This window comes from Telluria sp. LT2P34 (assembly GCF_059685915.1).
Genome location: NZ_JCASIN010000013.1, coordinates 22406 through 37782 on the forward strand (window position 1 = coordinate 22406; position 15377 = coordinate 37782).

Below are 15377 nucleotides of genomic sequence, written 5' to 3' on the forward strand. Positions count from 1 at the left end.
CACTGTCGCGCTGATTCGTGCGATGATTCCGTTGGAAACATAAACGGAGACAGGCTGATGCCATCGAAAATGAAGATTGCGCCGCTGGCGCTGGCCGCGCTGCTGTGCGCGCTAAGTACGTCCCACGCCGCCTCGGCGCAGGAACAGCTCGTGAAAATCGGCGTGACCGGCCCCCTCTCGGGCGCCAACGCGTTCGCCGGCAAGGACAATGAAAACGGCGTGCGCCTCGCCGTCGAAGAACTCAACACCCAGAAGATCAAAGTCGCGGGCAAGACGCTGCGCTTCGAGCTGCAGTCGGAAGACGACGCAGGCGACCCCAAGCAAGGCGTGACGGTGGCCCAGAAGCTGGCCGACGGCGGCGTCAAGTTCGTGCTCGGCCCCTATAACTCGGGCGTCGCGATTCCCGCCTCGCGCGTCTACAACGACGCCGGCGCCCTGATGTCCACGGTCGGCACCAATCCGAAGATCACGCAAAGCGGCTACAAGGGCGTGTTCCGGATCGTCGCCAGCGACGCCCAGGTCGGCGGCTCGATGGCGAACTACGCCGCGCGCGAACTGAAGCTCAAGAACGTCGGCATCATCGACGACCGCACCGCCTTCGGCACCGGCATCGCGACCGAATTCAAGCGCCAGGCGCAGGCGGCCGGCATGAAGGTCGCCGCCCACGAATTCACCAACGACAAGGCGAGCGACTTCGCCGCCATTCTGACCTCGCTGCGCGCGAAGAAGGTCGATGCCGTCTTCTTCGGCGGCTACGCGCCGCAGGCGGCGCCGATGGCGCGCCAGATGAAGGCGCTCGGCCTGAACGTGCCGCTGCTGGGCGGCGACACCCTGTGCAGCCCCGAGATGGCGAAACTCGGCGGCCCGGCCGTCGGCGAAAACGTGCGCTGCGCCCAGGCCGGCGCGATCATCGCCAGGCAGGCCGGCGGCCCCGCTTTTTTAGCAAAATACAAGCAGCGCTTCAAGCGCGAGCCGGACGTCTACGCGCCTTCGTTCTACGACCAGACGATGTTCATCGCCCACGCCATGAAGACGGCCAACAGCCTGGCCCCGGCCGCTGTGGCGCAACAGCTGCGCACCCTGAGCCATGCGGGCGTGGTCGGCAACTACGGCTACGACGACAAGGGCAACCTCAAGAAGACCGCCGTCACCGTCTACACCTTCAAGGGCGGCGCGCTGGCGCCACTGGCCAGCTATTAAGGAATCACCGACATGCATCCGTTTTTCAAACTCGGCGCCCTTGCTGCCGCAACCCTGATCGCCTGCGCGCCGGCCCTCGCTGCGGAGCAGGCCGGCACCGCAGTCAGCCAAGGCGTCGCCACGAAGTCGGCCAACAAGCCGGCGAACAAGCCGCTGAACGCCCTGGCCGACGAGTACTACGACGCGCTGGCCCGCTTCGACCCGGTCTCGAGCAGCGAGAGCGGCGACAGCCGTTTCATCGACCAGATCGGCATGTCGATCGCACCAAAAGAACGTGCTGCACAGTTTGCACGTTATAAAACCTTCCAGAAGCGCCTGCGCGCCATCCAGCGCGACGGCCTGAACATGCGCGACCAGACCAGCTACGACATCCTCGACTACGAACTGACGACTGCCCTGCGTTTCGAGCCTTTCCCGGAACACCTGCTGCCGCTGAACCAGATGGACAACCTGCCGGTGACGCTGGCGAACTACGCCAGCGGCCAGGGCGCGCAGCCGCTGACAAGCGTCAAGGACTACCGCGCCTATGCCAAGCGCCTGGCGCAGCTCGGGCCCTGGATCGACCAGGCGATCGCGAACATGCGCGAAGGAATCAAGCGCGGCATCGTGCAGCCGAAGTCGGTCATGACGTCCGCCCTGCCCCAGTTCAAGCAATTGGTGGCCCCATCTGCCGAGGCGAGCATCTACTACACGCCGGTGAAGAGTTTTCCGGCGAAGTTCTCCGACGCCGACAAGCGCGCCCTGACCAGGCTGTATGCGGACGTCGTCAAAGGCAAACTCAATCCGGCATTGGCCCGCCTGGCAACTTTCATGGAAAAGGAATACTTGCCGGCCACCCGCACCAGCGCCGGCTGGAACGCGCTGCCGAACGGCGCCGACTGGTACCTGGCGCGCGTCGCTAGCCAGACCACCACCGACTTGAAGCCGGAAGCCATCCACCAGATCGGCCTGAAGGAAGTGGCGCGCATCCAGGGCGAATTCGGCCGCATCGGCCCGAAGATGGGCTATACGGGACCTGCCTCCGGACTGCCGGCCTGGGTCGCGCAGCAGGCCAGGTTCAAGCCTTTCACAACCGAGCAGGAAGTGATCGAGGTGTACCGCAAGCTCGATGCGCAGCTGCGCACCAAGCTGCCGGCGATGTTCAACCTCAAGCCGAAGGCGCCGCTCGACCTGCGCCTCGAGCCGGAACTGAGCCGCGCCACGGCGTCCGACCACTACACCCCGCCGGCGGTCGATGGCAGCCGTCCGGGCGTGTTCTGGTCGGTCGTAAACGATCCGCGCCAGTACGGCAGCACCGGCATGGTGACTTTGTACCTGCACGAAGGTGCGCCGGGACACCACTTCCATATCGCACTGGTGCAGGAACTCGGTTTGCCGAACTTCCGCAAATTCGGCGGCAACAATGCCTTTACCGAAGGCTGGGCGCTGTACGCAGAAACCCTGGGCAAGGACATGGGCCTGTTCGACAAGCCGGAAGATTATTTCGGCCACCTGAACGACGAAATGCTGCGCGCCGCACGCCTCGTGGTCGACACCGGCCTGCACACCAAGGGCTGGTCGCGCGAGCAGGCGATCACCTATTTTTCCGAGACGCTGGGTTACAGCGAAGCGGAGTCGCGCGCGCAGATCGAGCGCTACATGGTGTGGCCGGGCCAGGCGCTGGGCTATAAAATCGGTTCCCTGAAAATCATGGAACTGCGCCGCAGGGCGGAAGCTGCGCTGGGACCGAAGTTCAAGCTGCCGGCCTTCCACGACATCGTGCTGGGTGAAGGGACGCTGCCGCTGTCGCTGCTGGAGGCGAAGGTGGATCGCTGGATTGCGGCGTCGAAGTGATTTTTTGAATCCGATTGGCAAGTTCCGCCGTATATGAATAGGTAAGTCACCTACAACCATAAAGGAACTGCCATGCGCACACTGAAATCTACTTTGATCCTTGCCACCATGTTCGCCGCCGCCAGCGCATTCGCTCACGCGGATGTCATGGTTGGCGGCAAGAGCATGCTTCCAACCAAGGACATCGTCGACAACGCCGTCAATTCCGCTGACCACACGACGCTCGTCGCCGCAGTCAAGGCGGCTGGCCTGGTCGACACCCTGAAGGGCAAGGGACCATTCACGGTGTTCGCGCCGACCAATGCCGCTTTCGGAAAACTGCCAGCCGGGACCGTGGAGACGCTGGTGAAGCCGGAGAACAAGGCCACCCTGACCAAGATCCTGACCTACCACGTCGTCCCGGGCAAGTACGACTTCATGGCACTGAGCGCGGCCATCAAGAAGCAGAACGGCACGGCGACCCTGGCCACTGCCAGCGGCGGCCAGTTGAAATTCATGATGAACGGGATGCACAACATTACCGTCGTCGATGAAAAAGGCGGCACGGCGAATATCAGCACCTATGACGTCTACCAGTCGAATGGCGTGATCAATGTGCTCGATACCGTCTTGATGCCGAAGTAAGACCGCTGTCGTATCAACTCAGCCTGGAGCCACGCGGCTCCAGGCGATCTGCCTGCCTTACTTCTCCGGCGTAATCCGCCACACCACGCCACCACCGTCATCCACCACCAGCAGCGCCCCATCCGCCGCCACTTCCACCGCGGCCGGACGACCCCAGACATCGCGGTCGCTCAGCACCATGCCGGTCATGAAGTCCTGGTACTGCCCGGTCGGCACGCCCTTCTTCATCATTACGCGCACGAGCTTGTAGCCGGTGCGGGTAGCGCGGTTCCAGGAGCCGTGCAGGGCCACGAAAATATCGCCCTCGTAGGCTTTCGGGAAGGCGTGCTTCGCGCCTTTGGGCGCCTGGTACACGACCATGCCCAGCGGCGCCGAGTGCGACTGGATCAGGGTGTCGGGGACGATGACCTTGTTCTTCAGGTCGGGGCGGATGCCCTTCAGGCGCGGGTCTTCGTTGGCGCCGATGTAGTACCACGGCCAGCCGTAAAAGCCATCTTTCTTGACGCGCGTGACGTAGTCGGGCGCCAGGTTGTCGCCCAGTTCGTCGCGCTCGTTGACACTGCAGAACAGGTCGCCCGTACTCGGGTGCACCAGCATGCCGACGCAGTTGCGCAGGCCGTTGGCGAAGGGCCGGCGGTTGCGCCCGTCCGCATCGAAGGCCAGCACGGCGGCGCGCTCGGTCTCTTCGCCCCAGGCGGCGCCGACACCGTATTTCGCTTCCCACTGTGCCAGGGGCTGGGGCGGCGTCGCGCCGATTTTCGAAGCGTAGTTGGTGGCCGAGCCGACCGACAGGTACAGGGTCTTGCCGTCGTTCGAGAAGGCGATCGTGCGCGTGACGTGGCCGCCGCTGGTGTCGCTGATTTTTTCGATGACGACTTCCGGCTCGCCTTTCGCGGCCAGGTCGCCGGCGCTGTACGGGAAGCGCACCACGGAGTTCACGTTGGCCACGTAGAGGTGGGTCGGTTTGGCGGCCGATGGCCACAGGGCCATGCCGTAGGGACGCGACAGGCCGCTGGCAAAAACGCTGACGGCGCCGGCCTTGTCGCCACCGTTCGACTTCAGGATCGTGATCTGGCCCTTGGCGGCTTCCGACAGGAAGATGTCGCCGTTCGGCGCACGGAGGGGCAGGCGTGGTTTGCCCAGGCCGTCGGCGTAGATGCCGACTTTAAAACCTTTCGGGACGGCGGGCATGGCGCCGTCGGGACGGGCGGCCAGCTTGGGGCCGTTGCCGGCGCTTTCGGTGCCGAAGGGGGCGACCAGGTCGGCCGCTTTGATGTGGTGCAGGTCGCCGGGCTTGTCCACCGTCCAGGCGGCGCTGTCGGCAGCCGTGGTTTTCGTGGCGGCTACGGCGGCGGGTGCGGCGGCCTTGCCGCTTTGCGCGGCCAGGTAGTCGATCACGGCGGCGCGGCGCGAGGCATCGGGCACGCCGATCGGCATCGCGGTGCCGGGGACGTTCTTGTTCGGGTCGCGCAGGAAGAGGTCGAGCTCTTCGCGGGTCCAGGTTTTGCCGGCGGCGCCGGCTTTGGTCATGGCATCGGTGTAGTTGAAGCCGGGGACGCCGGCGGCTTTGCGATTGAGGACGTTGTAGAGGCCAGGGCCGGCGCGCGAGGAAGTTTTTGCGTCGACGGTGTGACAGCTGGCGCAATTTTGTTCGAAGAAGGTCTGGCCGACGGATTGGGCGGCGGCGGGGGCGATGGCGGCCAGCGTGAGGCAGGCGGCAAGGGACGCTCGGGCTGTCTTGTGTTTGTTATTCATGCTTGGTGGGGGCTGTTGCCTGTTCTGGTATTGGGGCGCTGGGTCCGCGTGGGCGGAGCCCACCCTACGAGGTGCGCCGCGTGTCCCGTAGGGTGGACTCCCGAGTCCACGCGGTCAACCGGTCGCCGGTTATTGAATCATGAAGACGGGATAGCGGCGCCATTCCGGTTCGCGGTACTTCGCGCAGTTGGCGAAGATGAAGTCGAGTACCGCTTCCTGGTTCGACAGCAGCGCCGGATTGACCTTCTTCCACGCGTCAAACTGCGCTGCCAGTTCCGGCTCCTCACCCAGCAGTTTCTCGGCCTCGTCCTCGAACACGTAATCCGAATACGCTTCCTTTTTCTCCAGCACGCTGTTGAAAAAGCCCCAGCGGAAGAAACTGTCGTGGGCGAGCGGCTCCAGGGTTTCGACGACGTAGCGGGCGCGGTCCTGGTCGAGCGGGACGATGACGTCGCCGGAGCGCAGCAGCACCGATCCCTGGCGTTTTTCCAGCTGCACGTCGTCGTGGAACATGTGGCCCTCGTAGGCGTTCGGACGCGAGGCGACCGACACCACGTGGTAATAGGCCACGTCCTGCATGCGGTCCTCCAGCACGCTCTCCATTTCCACGCCATTGAGTTGCAGGCGCTCGAGCGCTTCGACCCAGGCCTGGGGAATCACGTAGGCCTTCGGCGCGCTGACCGTCACATCGGCGTTAAAACGGTTGTAGTAGGCGATGTCGCGCTCCCAAGGGCTCGAGCGGTCGTAGTACAGGCGCGTGTAGTCGCCCAGTGCGCTCGGCTTGTACTTCGCCTCGTAACCCTTGAAGCGGAAGGTCGACGTATTCTGCTCGTCCATGACCCAGTGGATCGGCCACTCGGCGCGGGTACGGCCCAGCGCTTTCGCCGCGCGGCGCAGCTCCCGGATCTGCACCCCGTGCTTTACCGTGAAATCGAGCGCGGTTTCCACCAGGGCGCGCATCGACTCGTAACGGTCCTTGAAGGGTTTCAGCATGTGCGTCTCGGGCATGAAGCCGATCGTGTGGTGCAGGGCCGCGTAGCCGGTCGAGAAGCGCGCCGTCTCCAGGAATTCGGCGATGCCGTGGTCCGGGCTGTCCTTGACGGGATTCACGTAGGGACAGGTCGGCCAGCCGCGCGCTTCCATGTCGGCGTACATCGCGGGCAGCATGGTGCCGGTCAGGAAGGTCCCCAGCTCTCCGCCCAGCTTGTCCGCCTGGGTGTGGATCAGGGTCATCGTGTACGAATAGTCGGCGCCGTTCGAGGTATGGGTGTCGACCATCACGTCCGGATCCCAGCTGGTGAACAGCCGGTTGAATACCTGGGCGGTGAGGGTGTCGCACTTGACGAAGTCGCGGTTCAGGTCGAGGTGGCGGCTGTTGCCGCGAAAGCCGAACTGCTCCGGGCCGTCCTGGTTCACGCGCGAGGTATTCGCGCGGTTGATGCTGCCGTCGACGTTGTACAGCGGGACGAACAGGAACACGGTCTCTCCCAGTGCCGCCAGGCGCTCGGGCTGGAGGCAGAAGTCGCGCACCAGCGCCATGCAGGCGTCGACGCCTTCCGGTTCGCCCGGGTGGATGCCGTTGTTGTTGAAGAAGACCGGACGCCCGGCTGCCTTGATGGCCTCGATGTCGAAGACGCCATCCGCGCTGACCACGCCGGCGTGGATCGGCAGGCCCGCATCCGACATGCCGACCATACCGAACCACAGCACGGCCGGATATTCACTGGCGAGGTCTTCATACCAGGCGATGCAGTCGGCATGCGTGGTGGTCTGGTTCTGGTTGCCCTGTTCGTAGGGCGTCTTCAATTGGTTCGACATGGTCTGGAGAGGAAGGTGGAGGCAAGCCGCTACGATACAGCAGTTATATCGGAGAGTGGCAGCGTGATCGTCACCGTGGTGCCGCGCTGCGGGGCCGAGCGCACGGCGATCGTGCCGTGCAGCGCGTACACGCGCTCGCGCATGCCGATGATGCCGATGCCCTCGGAATTGTGGGTGGGATCGAAGCCGCCGCCGTTGTCCTCGACTTCGATGCGCAGCAGCGCGTTGGCCGCGTCCAGCACCAGCGTCACTTCGGCCGCGGTGGCGCCCGCGTGCTTCATGATGTTCGACAGCGCTTCCTGCACGATGCGGTAGGCGGAAATGGCCAGTTCATTCCCGAGCCGCGAGAAATCGCCCTCGGAGTGAAAGGCGAAGCGGCAGCCCGAGCCGCTGTCGTAGTGGCGCAGCATTTCCTCCACCGCCCCGTGCAGGCCCAGCATGTCGAGCACTTCCGGGCGCAGGCGGCGTACCAGGCGCCGGCCGTTGGCATACAGGTCGAGCGCCAGCTTGGTGATGGCGCCGGCCTTGGCGCGGATCTCGTCGACTTCCGGGGCCGGCGCTGCCCTGGAGGCCAGCATGCCGATGCTTTGCGCCTCGAGCCGCACCGCGATCAGCGAGGCATTAAGTTCGTCGTGGATCTCGATGGCGATGCTTTTGCGCTCGTCCTCGATGATGCTGTTCACCTTCTGGATCAGTTTGCGCTTGTCGGCGTCGGCCCGCAGCGCTTCGTTGCGCGACGCGACCAGGTCGCGCGTGCGTTCGGCCACCTTGTTTTCCAGGTCTTGCGTGGACTGGTCGAGGGCCACCGACATCTCGCCGATAGAGGCCTGCAGCTCCCCTATTTCGCCGCCGGTGGTCACCGGCAGTTCGACCCGGTACTGGCCGCCGCGGATCGAGCGCAGCGCGCCGATCGCTTCCTTCAAAGGCAGGGTCAGCGAACGCGCCAGCACCCAGGCCAGCACGCCGCTGGCCAGCAGCGCCAGCGCGGCCATCGCCAGCTCGATCCGAAAGCGCCCGGCCTGCTTGGCCAGCATGTTCGAGGGCGACATCGTCACCCGCACCGCGCCGACGATCTCGGTGGTCAGTGTCGGCGGGCGGGCGTCGCTCGAGGCCGATACGTGCGGCGTGCCGTTATCCGAAAACAGGTTGATCCAGACTACCTGCTTGCGGATCGGCGCTTCGTAGAAATGCGGCTCGGCGTCCGGGGCCAGGGTCGAGGTGACGCGTACCGCCGTCTTGCCCTCGGCGTCGACGATGTCGACCTGGCGGATGCTTTTGTCCGACTGGACCAGGCCATTGATGGTCAGGCGCAGGTCGGTGAGGTTGCCGGAGATGACGTTGTATTCGCTGGTCTCGGCCAGCGCCCGCGCCAGGATGCGGCCACGTTCGCTGAGTTCCTCGGCGACCTGGGCCCGGTGCGCGTACCACGAGTACCAGACGAAGGCGGTGAACAGGAAAACCACCGGCAGCATGGTAATGAAGGCCATGCGCAGGCCGATGCTCCAGCTGCGCCAGAACTGGAGTTGAAACTTCATGGCCGCGGACGGGCGAAGCGGCGCGCCTCGTCGCTCACGGCGATGTCGAGCGAGCGCGCCACGCCTTCGTTGATGGCGCTGCGGAAGTAACGCGGGAACTGCGGCGGCGGCAGGTCGCCGCTGGCGGCGAACGCGGCGGCCATTTCCGCGACCTGGGCGTTGATGTCTTCGATCTCGGAATAGGTGGTGGCCAGCGCGCCGACCTTCACCATGTCGCTCGAAAAGCCGATCACGCCCTGCTTGCGGCGGTAGGTCGAGAGCAGGATGTTGCGGATGTTTTCCGGGTTGTAGACGGCGCTGTCGGGCAGCGCCAGCAGCACTTCGCTGTATGCGACACGCGCCAGCAGGTCGTTCATGTCCGCGCCGGGGGCCGCTTGCAGGATCTCGGCCTGGCCGAGCAGGTCCGGTTGCAGCTGCGGGAGCAAGAACGCCGTCTCCGGCCCGAGGATGGCGGCGGCGCGCACCGGCCGCCGGTACAGCAGCGCGGCCAGGCGCAGCTGGTCGGCGGGGGCCGGCTCGGCATACACGGCCGTCATGGCTTTTGCGCGCGCGGGCGGCAGCGTCCCTTGCACCGCGCGCCACACCTGGCTCGAGGTGAACGCGGCGATGACGACGCAATCGCAGCGGCGCCGCGCCACGTCGCGCAGGGCGGCCGGCCCGATCGCGATATACACCATGCGCCGGCGCTGGGCCAGCTCGGTGCGAAAGCCGGCGAAGACCGGCACCAGGCGTTTATACAGGTCTTCGGCGATGCGGCTGGTGACGGTGCTGTTGTCGCCGGTGACGATCTGGAAGCGGTAGCCGGACGCAGTCGAAGCCGATGCAGCATGCGCGGGCAGCGCCAGGACCAGGGCCAGCGCGGCCGCCAGAGCGCGCATCGTCGTCAGGGCGCGGCCCACCACGGTCTTAGGGCTCGATCAGGCCGTACTTCACGGCCAGCTTGGTGATGTGGGCCTGGCGGTCCACGCCCAGCTTTTCCTTGATCGACTGGCTGGTATTGCTGATGGTCTTGGTGGACAGGTTCAGCTTCTCGGCGATTTCGGCATTCGTCAGGCCCTCGGCCATCAGCCGGAAGATCTCCAGTCCGCGCTCGTCCAGCTGCGATTGCGGCGACACGTCGCCCCTCACCGCGATGCTGGCCAGCCGCTCGGCGATCTGCGGCGGGAAGTACAGTTTGCCGCCCTGCGCCTGGCGCACCGCCGCGGCCAGGTCGGCCGGATCGCAGTCCTTGGTCACGAAGGCGTGGGCGCCGATGCGGTAGGTTTCCTTGATCAGGCTGTCCTGGTCGAACTGGCTCAGGAAAACGACTTTTGCCTGCGGATCGGCGCGCAGGATGTTCTGGGCCGCATCGAGCCCGGTGAGTTCGGTGCCGAAGCGGATGTCGAGCACGACGACGTCCGGTTTCAGCTCGGCGTACAGCGCGACCGCTTCGTCCGGGGTGCGCGCCTGGCCCACCACGTCCAGGCCCTCGGCGGCCAGCGACATCGCGAACCCCGTCATCACGATCGGGTGGTCGTCGGCCAGCATGACGCGGATTGTTTTCTGGTTTGCCATTCGGGTCTCCGTTGCCAAGCTCTGGTAGCCACGCCTGCCAGGGGACAGAAGGTGGATCGGGTGTCCCGCGATTATTCCATACAAAGTCCCGTATGCACAATTACCAAGAAATTGCTTTACCTGTTGCTATGTGATGGCATATATTATTTCTACGTCAAAGAAATACGGCACGCTTCCGGCTAGTAAAGCTGGTTCCAACCAAGGAGATCGCCATGCACTTCGCTCATCTGGATCACGGCCACGGCAATAAAGCGGGCAGGTTCGCCATCGTCGCCGGGCTGCACGCCCTGGTCGCGGTCGGCGTCATCAACATGATGAACAGCAAGGACATCTCGATGCCGAGCCTGCCCGACGACCTCACCGTCTTCATGACGCCCAAGCCGGTGGAACCTCCCAAGCCGCCGATCGAGCCGCCCACCGATCTGCCGAAGCTGGCGCAGCCGAAGATCCTGGTGCCCACCATCGAAATCGACCTGCCGCCGCCGCTGGTCGACAATCCCTTGCAGACGACGACCCAGCCGCCGCCGATCCCGGAACCGGCGCAGCCCTACCAGACGGAGAAGCCGGTGGAAGCCGTCACCAAGCCCTCGACCAACAGCGGCGCCATGCGCAGTGCCGTCCTGGCCGACGCCAGCGGCTGCACCAAGCCCGATTACCCGGTCAATGCCGCGCGCAACGGCGACACCGGCACCGTCATCCTGGCGCTGCTGGTCGGCACCGATGGCCGCGTGAGCGACTCGCGCGTGCAGAAGTCGAGCGGCTCGCGCGACCTCGACCGGGCCGCCGTCAATGCCTTGAGCCTGTGCCAGTTCAAGCCGGCGATGAACAACGGCGTACCGGAAGCCGGCTGGGCGCAGATCGCCTATGTGTGGTCGCTCGACTGATCTATCAAAGCGCGCCGTTTTGCCCGCCAACCCTCAGCCTGGCGGGCTTTTTTTATGCCTGACAAGGACACAAGTTCATGTTCCCTGATTCCACGACACCCGCTCCCGGCGGCCTGGCCGGCCTCGCCCTCAGCCTGGTAATCATCGCAGCGCTGGGCTGGGCCGCGCTGCGGTCGACCCAGCCGCCCCTGCCTCCTGCGGCGCCGCGCGACGCGCCGGCGACCCAGTTTTCGGCGGCGCGCGCGGAGCCTCACTTGCAGGCATTGGCAAGCACGCCGCGCCCGATCGCCAGCCAGGCCAACCGCGCGGCGCGCGACTACCTGGTGCAGCAATTGCAGGCGCTCGGCCTGGCGCCGCAGGTGCAGCGTGCGGTCGTACTGAAGAACACCGTCGACTACAACGCCAATTACACCTCGACGATGGCCGTGGTGCACAACGTGCTGGTGCGCCTGCCTGGAACCGGGCCCGGTTCCTTGCGCCGTTCCGCCTTGCTGCTGGCCGCGCATTACGACAGCGATGCAGCCAGCGTGCGCGCGGCCGGCGGCGCAGCGCCGGCAGCCGCCCTGCTCGAAACACTGCGCGCCCTGGGCGCCAACGCGCCGCTGGCCAACGACGTGCTGGTGCTGTTCGCCGACGGCGAGCGCGTGGGCAGCCTCGGCATGCAGGCATTCGTGGAACAGCACCCGTGGGCGCGCGAAGTCGGCCTTGCGCTGCGCTTCGACGGGGCCGGCAGCGGCGGGCCGCTGCAACTGGTCAATACGCATGGCGCGAACGGCGCCGCCATCGACGGCTGGCTGCGCGCCGTGCCGGACGTGCGCGGCTCTTCCCTGATCCGTGACATTGACCAGTTGATCCCACGCGCGCTGCGCCCGGGCGCGCTGGCCGGCCTCGGGGCGCCGGTACTGCAGTTCGCGAACCGCGGCCGGCCTGTCGACCGCGACGGGGTGCTTGACACCCCAGGGCGGCTCGAGCGCCCCACGCTGCAGCACATGGGCAGCGCGATGCTGCGCCTGACGCGTCACTTCGGCGCACGGCAACTCGATCCGCAGCTGGCAAGCGGACGCGCCTATTTTGCTCTGCCTCTCGTCGGCACAGTGCACTACGGCGCCGACCTGGCCTGGGTGTTGACGAGTCTCGCCTGCCTGCTGCTGGCGGGCGCGGCGTGGCTCGCGGTGCAAGGCGCCGGGGTGCGCTACCTGGCGCTGCTGCAGGCCGGTTTTATCCTGCCCTCGATTGCGGTTGCACTCGGCATCCTCGCCTGGCAGTTGTGGATGCAAGTCCCGGCCCTGCACCGCGCCTGGAATCCGGAGGCCCCAGGCCACGCGCAGACCGCCCTGCTCTACCTGGGCGGCGTAGCTGCGCTATGCGCCGGGCTGTTCATCCTCGCCTTGCGCGCCCTGCAGCGGCTGACCGGCACGGCTGCGGCAATGCTGGTGGGCCTAGCCTGCTTCTGCCTGGTATTGATTCTCGTGAGCTGGCTGGCCCCGGGCGCCAGCTACGTCGTCGCCTGGCCGCTGCTCGCGGCACTGGCCTCGTTCATCGCCCTGCACACGCGCCGCGTCGCCGCCTGGCCGGCCTCCGCCAGGCTGGCGCTGCTGCTGGGCGGGGTGCTGCCGGCCGTGGTGCTGGTGCTGCCGGCGCTGCGCGACACCTTCCTGGTGCTGTCTCCCGGACGCATGAACCTGCCGGTAGCGATGCTGGTGCTGGCGCTGGTGGCGTCGATGCTGCTGCTGGCGCACGCGCGGTGCTATGTCGCCCGCATCCTGCTGCTGGCGGGGCTGGGCGGACTGGCGCTGGCGGGCGGCGCCGACGAATTCACGGAAGCGCCACCCGCTCGCGCCAATGGCCTGGTGTATTACAAGGACATGCCGAGCTGGAACGCCTACTGGCTGCACCCGGATGCGCCGCTCGGTCCCTGGGAGCGCCGCCTGTTTTCCAACCTGAAGCAGCCGCATATTTTTGTCAACGTGTTCGGCTGGGAGAGCCCGCGGCTGTGGTATGCCTGGGCGCCGCGCGACGGCCTCGAATTTCCGTTTGTGCGCGTTCTGCGCAACGGCAAGGCGCCGAACCGGTATGCCGACTTCACGCTGGTGTCGAAGAACCGCGCGCCCGAGATCCGCCTGCAGGTGGAGCATGCGCGGCCGACCCGGGTCACCCTCAACGGACGCACCTTGCTGGATGTGGAAGCGAAGTCGCTGACGGTCATGCTGTACGGGATGGAGGACGAGCTGCTGCATTTTCGGGTCGACGTGCTGTCCGATCCGATCTTCAGCATCAGGATCGAGGAGATTTTGCCGGGGCTGCCGCAGCGGCTGCTGCATACGCTGCCGGCGCGGCCGGTACCGGTGCCCTTGAGTGGAAAATCGGTGGCGTCGGATACCTTGTGGTTTTATTAGCGTAACGCGTGGAGTCATTGAGGCCGGGGGCCTCGACGACGAGTCCACCCCGCACGTAAGCGCTTGCAATACAATATGGCGAACGCATGCTTGCGTTCCCATTCACCCGTTCACCCATTTTGCAGCAGGATTCCATGCACAAGACCGTCTCCGCCGTCGTCCTCACCGCCCTCGCCAGCAGCCTGGCGCTTTGCTATCCCGCCCACGCCGCCAAGGCGCCAGCCGCTGTCGTCAAGGAGGCACCGCTGCGCGGCCACATGGCCTTCCTGGCCTCGGACGCCCTGGAAGGGCGCGGCACCGGCCAGCGCGGCGGCGAGCTGACCGTGACTTACCTGGAAACCCAGGCGCTGGCCGCGGGCCTGAAGCCGGCCAACGGCAACAGCTTCCGCCAGGAGGTGAAGATCGCCGGTGTGCGCGCGCTGCCCCAGCAGAGCAATGTGGCCCTGGTCGCCGGCGGCAAGGCGCTGCCGATGAACTTCGGCGCGGACTGGGTGTGGGGACCGGGCGACGCCAAGCCCGAGGCCAGGATGGATGCGGAGCTGGTCTTTGTCGGCTACGGCATCAGCGCCGCCGAAGAAGGCTGGGACGATTTCAAGGGCCTGGACGCCAAGGGCAAAGTGCTGGTCATGCTGGTCAACGACCCGGCGCCGACCGCCGCCGAGCCGAAGCGCTTCAACGGCGCCGGCCTGACCTACTACGGCCGCTGGACCTATAAATTCGAAGAAGCGGCGCGCCAGGGCGCGGCCGGCGTCCTCCTGATCCACACCGATGCATCGGCCTCTTACGGCTGGAGCGTGGTGCAGAACAGCTGGGCCTCCGCCGAGCGCTTCCAGCTCGCCGACAAGGGCCTGGGCAGCCCGATGCAGGGTTGGCTGACCGACGCCGCCGCCCGCAAGCTGTTCACCGCCGCCGGCCAGGACCTCGATAAACTGCGCGCGGCCGCCGAAGACAAGGCCTTCAAGCCGGTCACCCTCAACGCGCGCGTCAAAGGCGAGGCGAAAGCCGCGGTGCGCACCCTGAACGAATACAACGTGGCCGGCATCGTGCCCGGCACCGACCCCAAGCTGAAGGACGAAGTCGTCATCTACAGCGCCCACTGGGACCACATGGGCAAGCAGGGCACCGAAGGCGACACCATCTTCAACGGCGCAGTCGACAACGCCTCCGGCACCGCGGGCCTCCTGGCGATGGCGCAGGAAGCCTCGCGCAACCCGGCCAAGCGCACGCAGATGTTCCTGTGGGTGGCTGCGGAAGAACAGGGCCTGCTGGGCAGCGCGGCCTATGCGGCAAAACCGCTGTGGCCAGCGGCCAAAACCGCCGCCAACCTGAACCTCGACAGCCTGAATTTCGTTGGCGCGGCCAAGGACATCGGCGTGCAGGGCAGCGAGCGCACCGACTTGGGGGCGATGGCGGCCGTCACCGCGAAAGCGATGGGCCTGGTCGTGGCCGAAGCCAAGCCGGACCTCTCGGGCGGCTACTTCCGCAGCGACCATTTTAGTTTTGCGAAAGCCGGCATCCCGGCCTTCTCGGTCGGCGGCGGGCGCACCTGGACCAAGGACAAGGAAGCCAACGACGCCAAGGCCGCCGCCTACCGCGCGCGCTACCACCAGCAGAACGACGAATACGACCCAAGCTGGGATCTGGCCGGCATGGTGCAGCAGGCCCAGTTCACGCTGAACCTCGGCCGCATGATCGCGGATTCGCCGAAGATGCCGACGTGGAAAGCCGGCGACGCCTTCGGCAAGATCCGCGCCGCCGCCAGGTAATTTAGCGCTGCA

The 15377-nt window shown here is 66.1% G+C and carries 11 protein-coding genes; 6 read left to right on the plus strand and 5 right to left on the minus strand.

The features are described 5' to 3' along the window. Positions 1–57: 57 nt before the first annotated feature. The 3 genes from AC56KZ_RS20385 to AC56KZ_RS20395 all read left to right on the plus strand — a co-directional run bounded on the left by AC56KZ_RS20385 (position 58) and on the right by AC56KZ_RS20395 (position 3657). Entirely contained in the window at positions 58–1200 is a 1143-nt protein-coding gene (locus AC56KZ_RS20385; RefSeq protein WP_497164001.1) for a branched-chain amino acid ABC transporter substrate-binding protein, read from the plus strand. A 12-nt stretch (positions 1201–1212) separates the two neighbouring features. After that, positions 1213–3033, plus strand: a complete 1821-nt coding sequence (locus AC56KZ_RS20390) for a DUF885 domain-containing protein (RefSeq protein ID WP_497164002.1) — start codon at positions 1213–1215, stop codon at positions 3031–3033. 108 nt (positions 3034–3141) lie between these two features. Then, positions 3142–3657 carry a fasciclin domain-containing protein gene (locus AC56KZ_RS20395; RefSeq protein WP_497164021.1) on the plus strand — a complete coding sequence of 172 codons (516 nt, stop codon included), beginning with the start codon at positions 3142–3144 and terminating at the stop codon, positions 3655–3657. Between the two features lie 57 nt (positions 3658–3714). On the opposite strand, the gene AC56KZ_RS20400 is transcribed toward AC56KZ_RS20395, so the two are convergent. From AC56KZ_RS20400 to AC56KZ_RS20420, 5 genes are all read right to left on the minus strand, one after another. Then, complete coding sequence (locus AC56KZ_RS20400; protein ID WP_497164003.1) at positions 3715–5412, minus strand: PQQ-dependent sugar dehydrogenase; 1698 nt, start codon at positions 5410–5412, stop codon at positions 3715–3717. A gap of 129 nt (positions 5413–5541) precedes the next feature. Then, positions 5542–7230 carry a M14 family zinc carboxypeptidase gene (locus tag AC56KZ_RS20405; RefSeq protein ID WP_497164004.1) on the minus strand — a complete coding sequence of 563 codons (1689 nt, stop codon included), beginning with the start codon at positions 7228–7230 and terminating at the stop codon, positions 5542–5544. Positions 7231–7259: 29 nt separating this feature from the next. Further along, positions 7260–8765 carry a sensor histidine kinase gene (locus tag AC56KZ_RS20410; protein ID WP_497164005.1) on the minus strand — a complete coding sequence of 502 codons (1506 nt, stop codon included), beginning with the start codon at positions 8763–8765 and terminating at the stop codon, positions 7260–7262. Next, the gene (locus tag AC56KZ_RS20415; protein WP_497164006.1) at positions 8762–9664 is read right to left on the minus strand and encodes a hypothetical protein; all 903 of its coding nucleotides are present in this window, start codon (positions 9662–9664) and stop codon (positions 8762–8764) included. Before AC56KZ_RS20415 ends, AC56KZ_RS20410 begins: the two co-directional genes overlap by 4 nt. A gap of 7 nt (positions 9665–9671) precedes the next feature. Then, on the minus strand, positions 9672–10319 hold the full coding sequence (locus tag AC56KZ_RS20420; RefSeq protein ID WP_497164007.1) for a response regulator: 648 nt from the start codon (positions 10317–10319) through the stop codon (positions 9672–9674). A 212-nt stretch (positions 10320–10531) separates the two neighbouring features. On the opposite strand from AC56KZ_RS20420, the gene AC56KZ_RS20425 reads away from it, so the two are divergent. The 3 genes from AC56KZ_RS20425 (at position 10532) to AC56KZ_RS20435 (ending at position 15365) form a co-directional block, all read left to right on the plus strand. Beyond that, complete coding sequence (locus AC56KZ_RS20425) at positions 10532–11203, plus strand: energy transducer TonB (protein WP_497164008.1); 672 nt, start codon at positions 10532–10534, stop codon at positions 11201–11203. A gap of 77 nt (positions 11204–11280) precedes the next feature. Further along, a complete protein-coding gene (locus AC56KZ_RS20430; RefSeq protein ID WP_497164009.1) occupies positions 11281–13599 on the plus strand; it encodes a M28 family peptidase in 2319 nt (772 codons plus the stop codon). A 134-nt stretch (positions 13600–13733) separates the two neighbouring features. After that, entirely contained in the window at positions 13734–15365 is a 1632-nt protein-coding gene (locus tag AC56KZ_RS20435; protein ID WP_497164010.1) for a M28 family peptidase, read from the plus strand. Positions 15366–15377 lie beyond the last annotated feature (12 nt).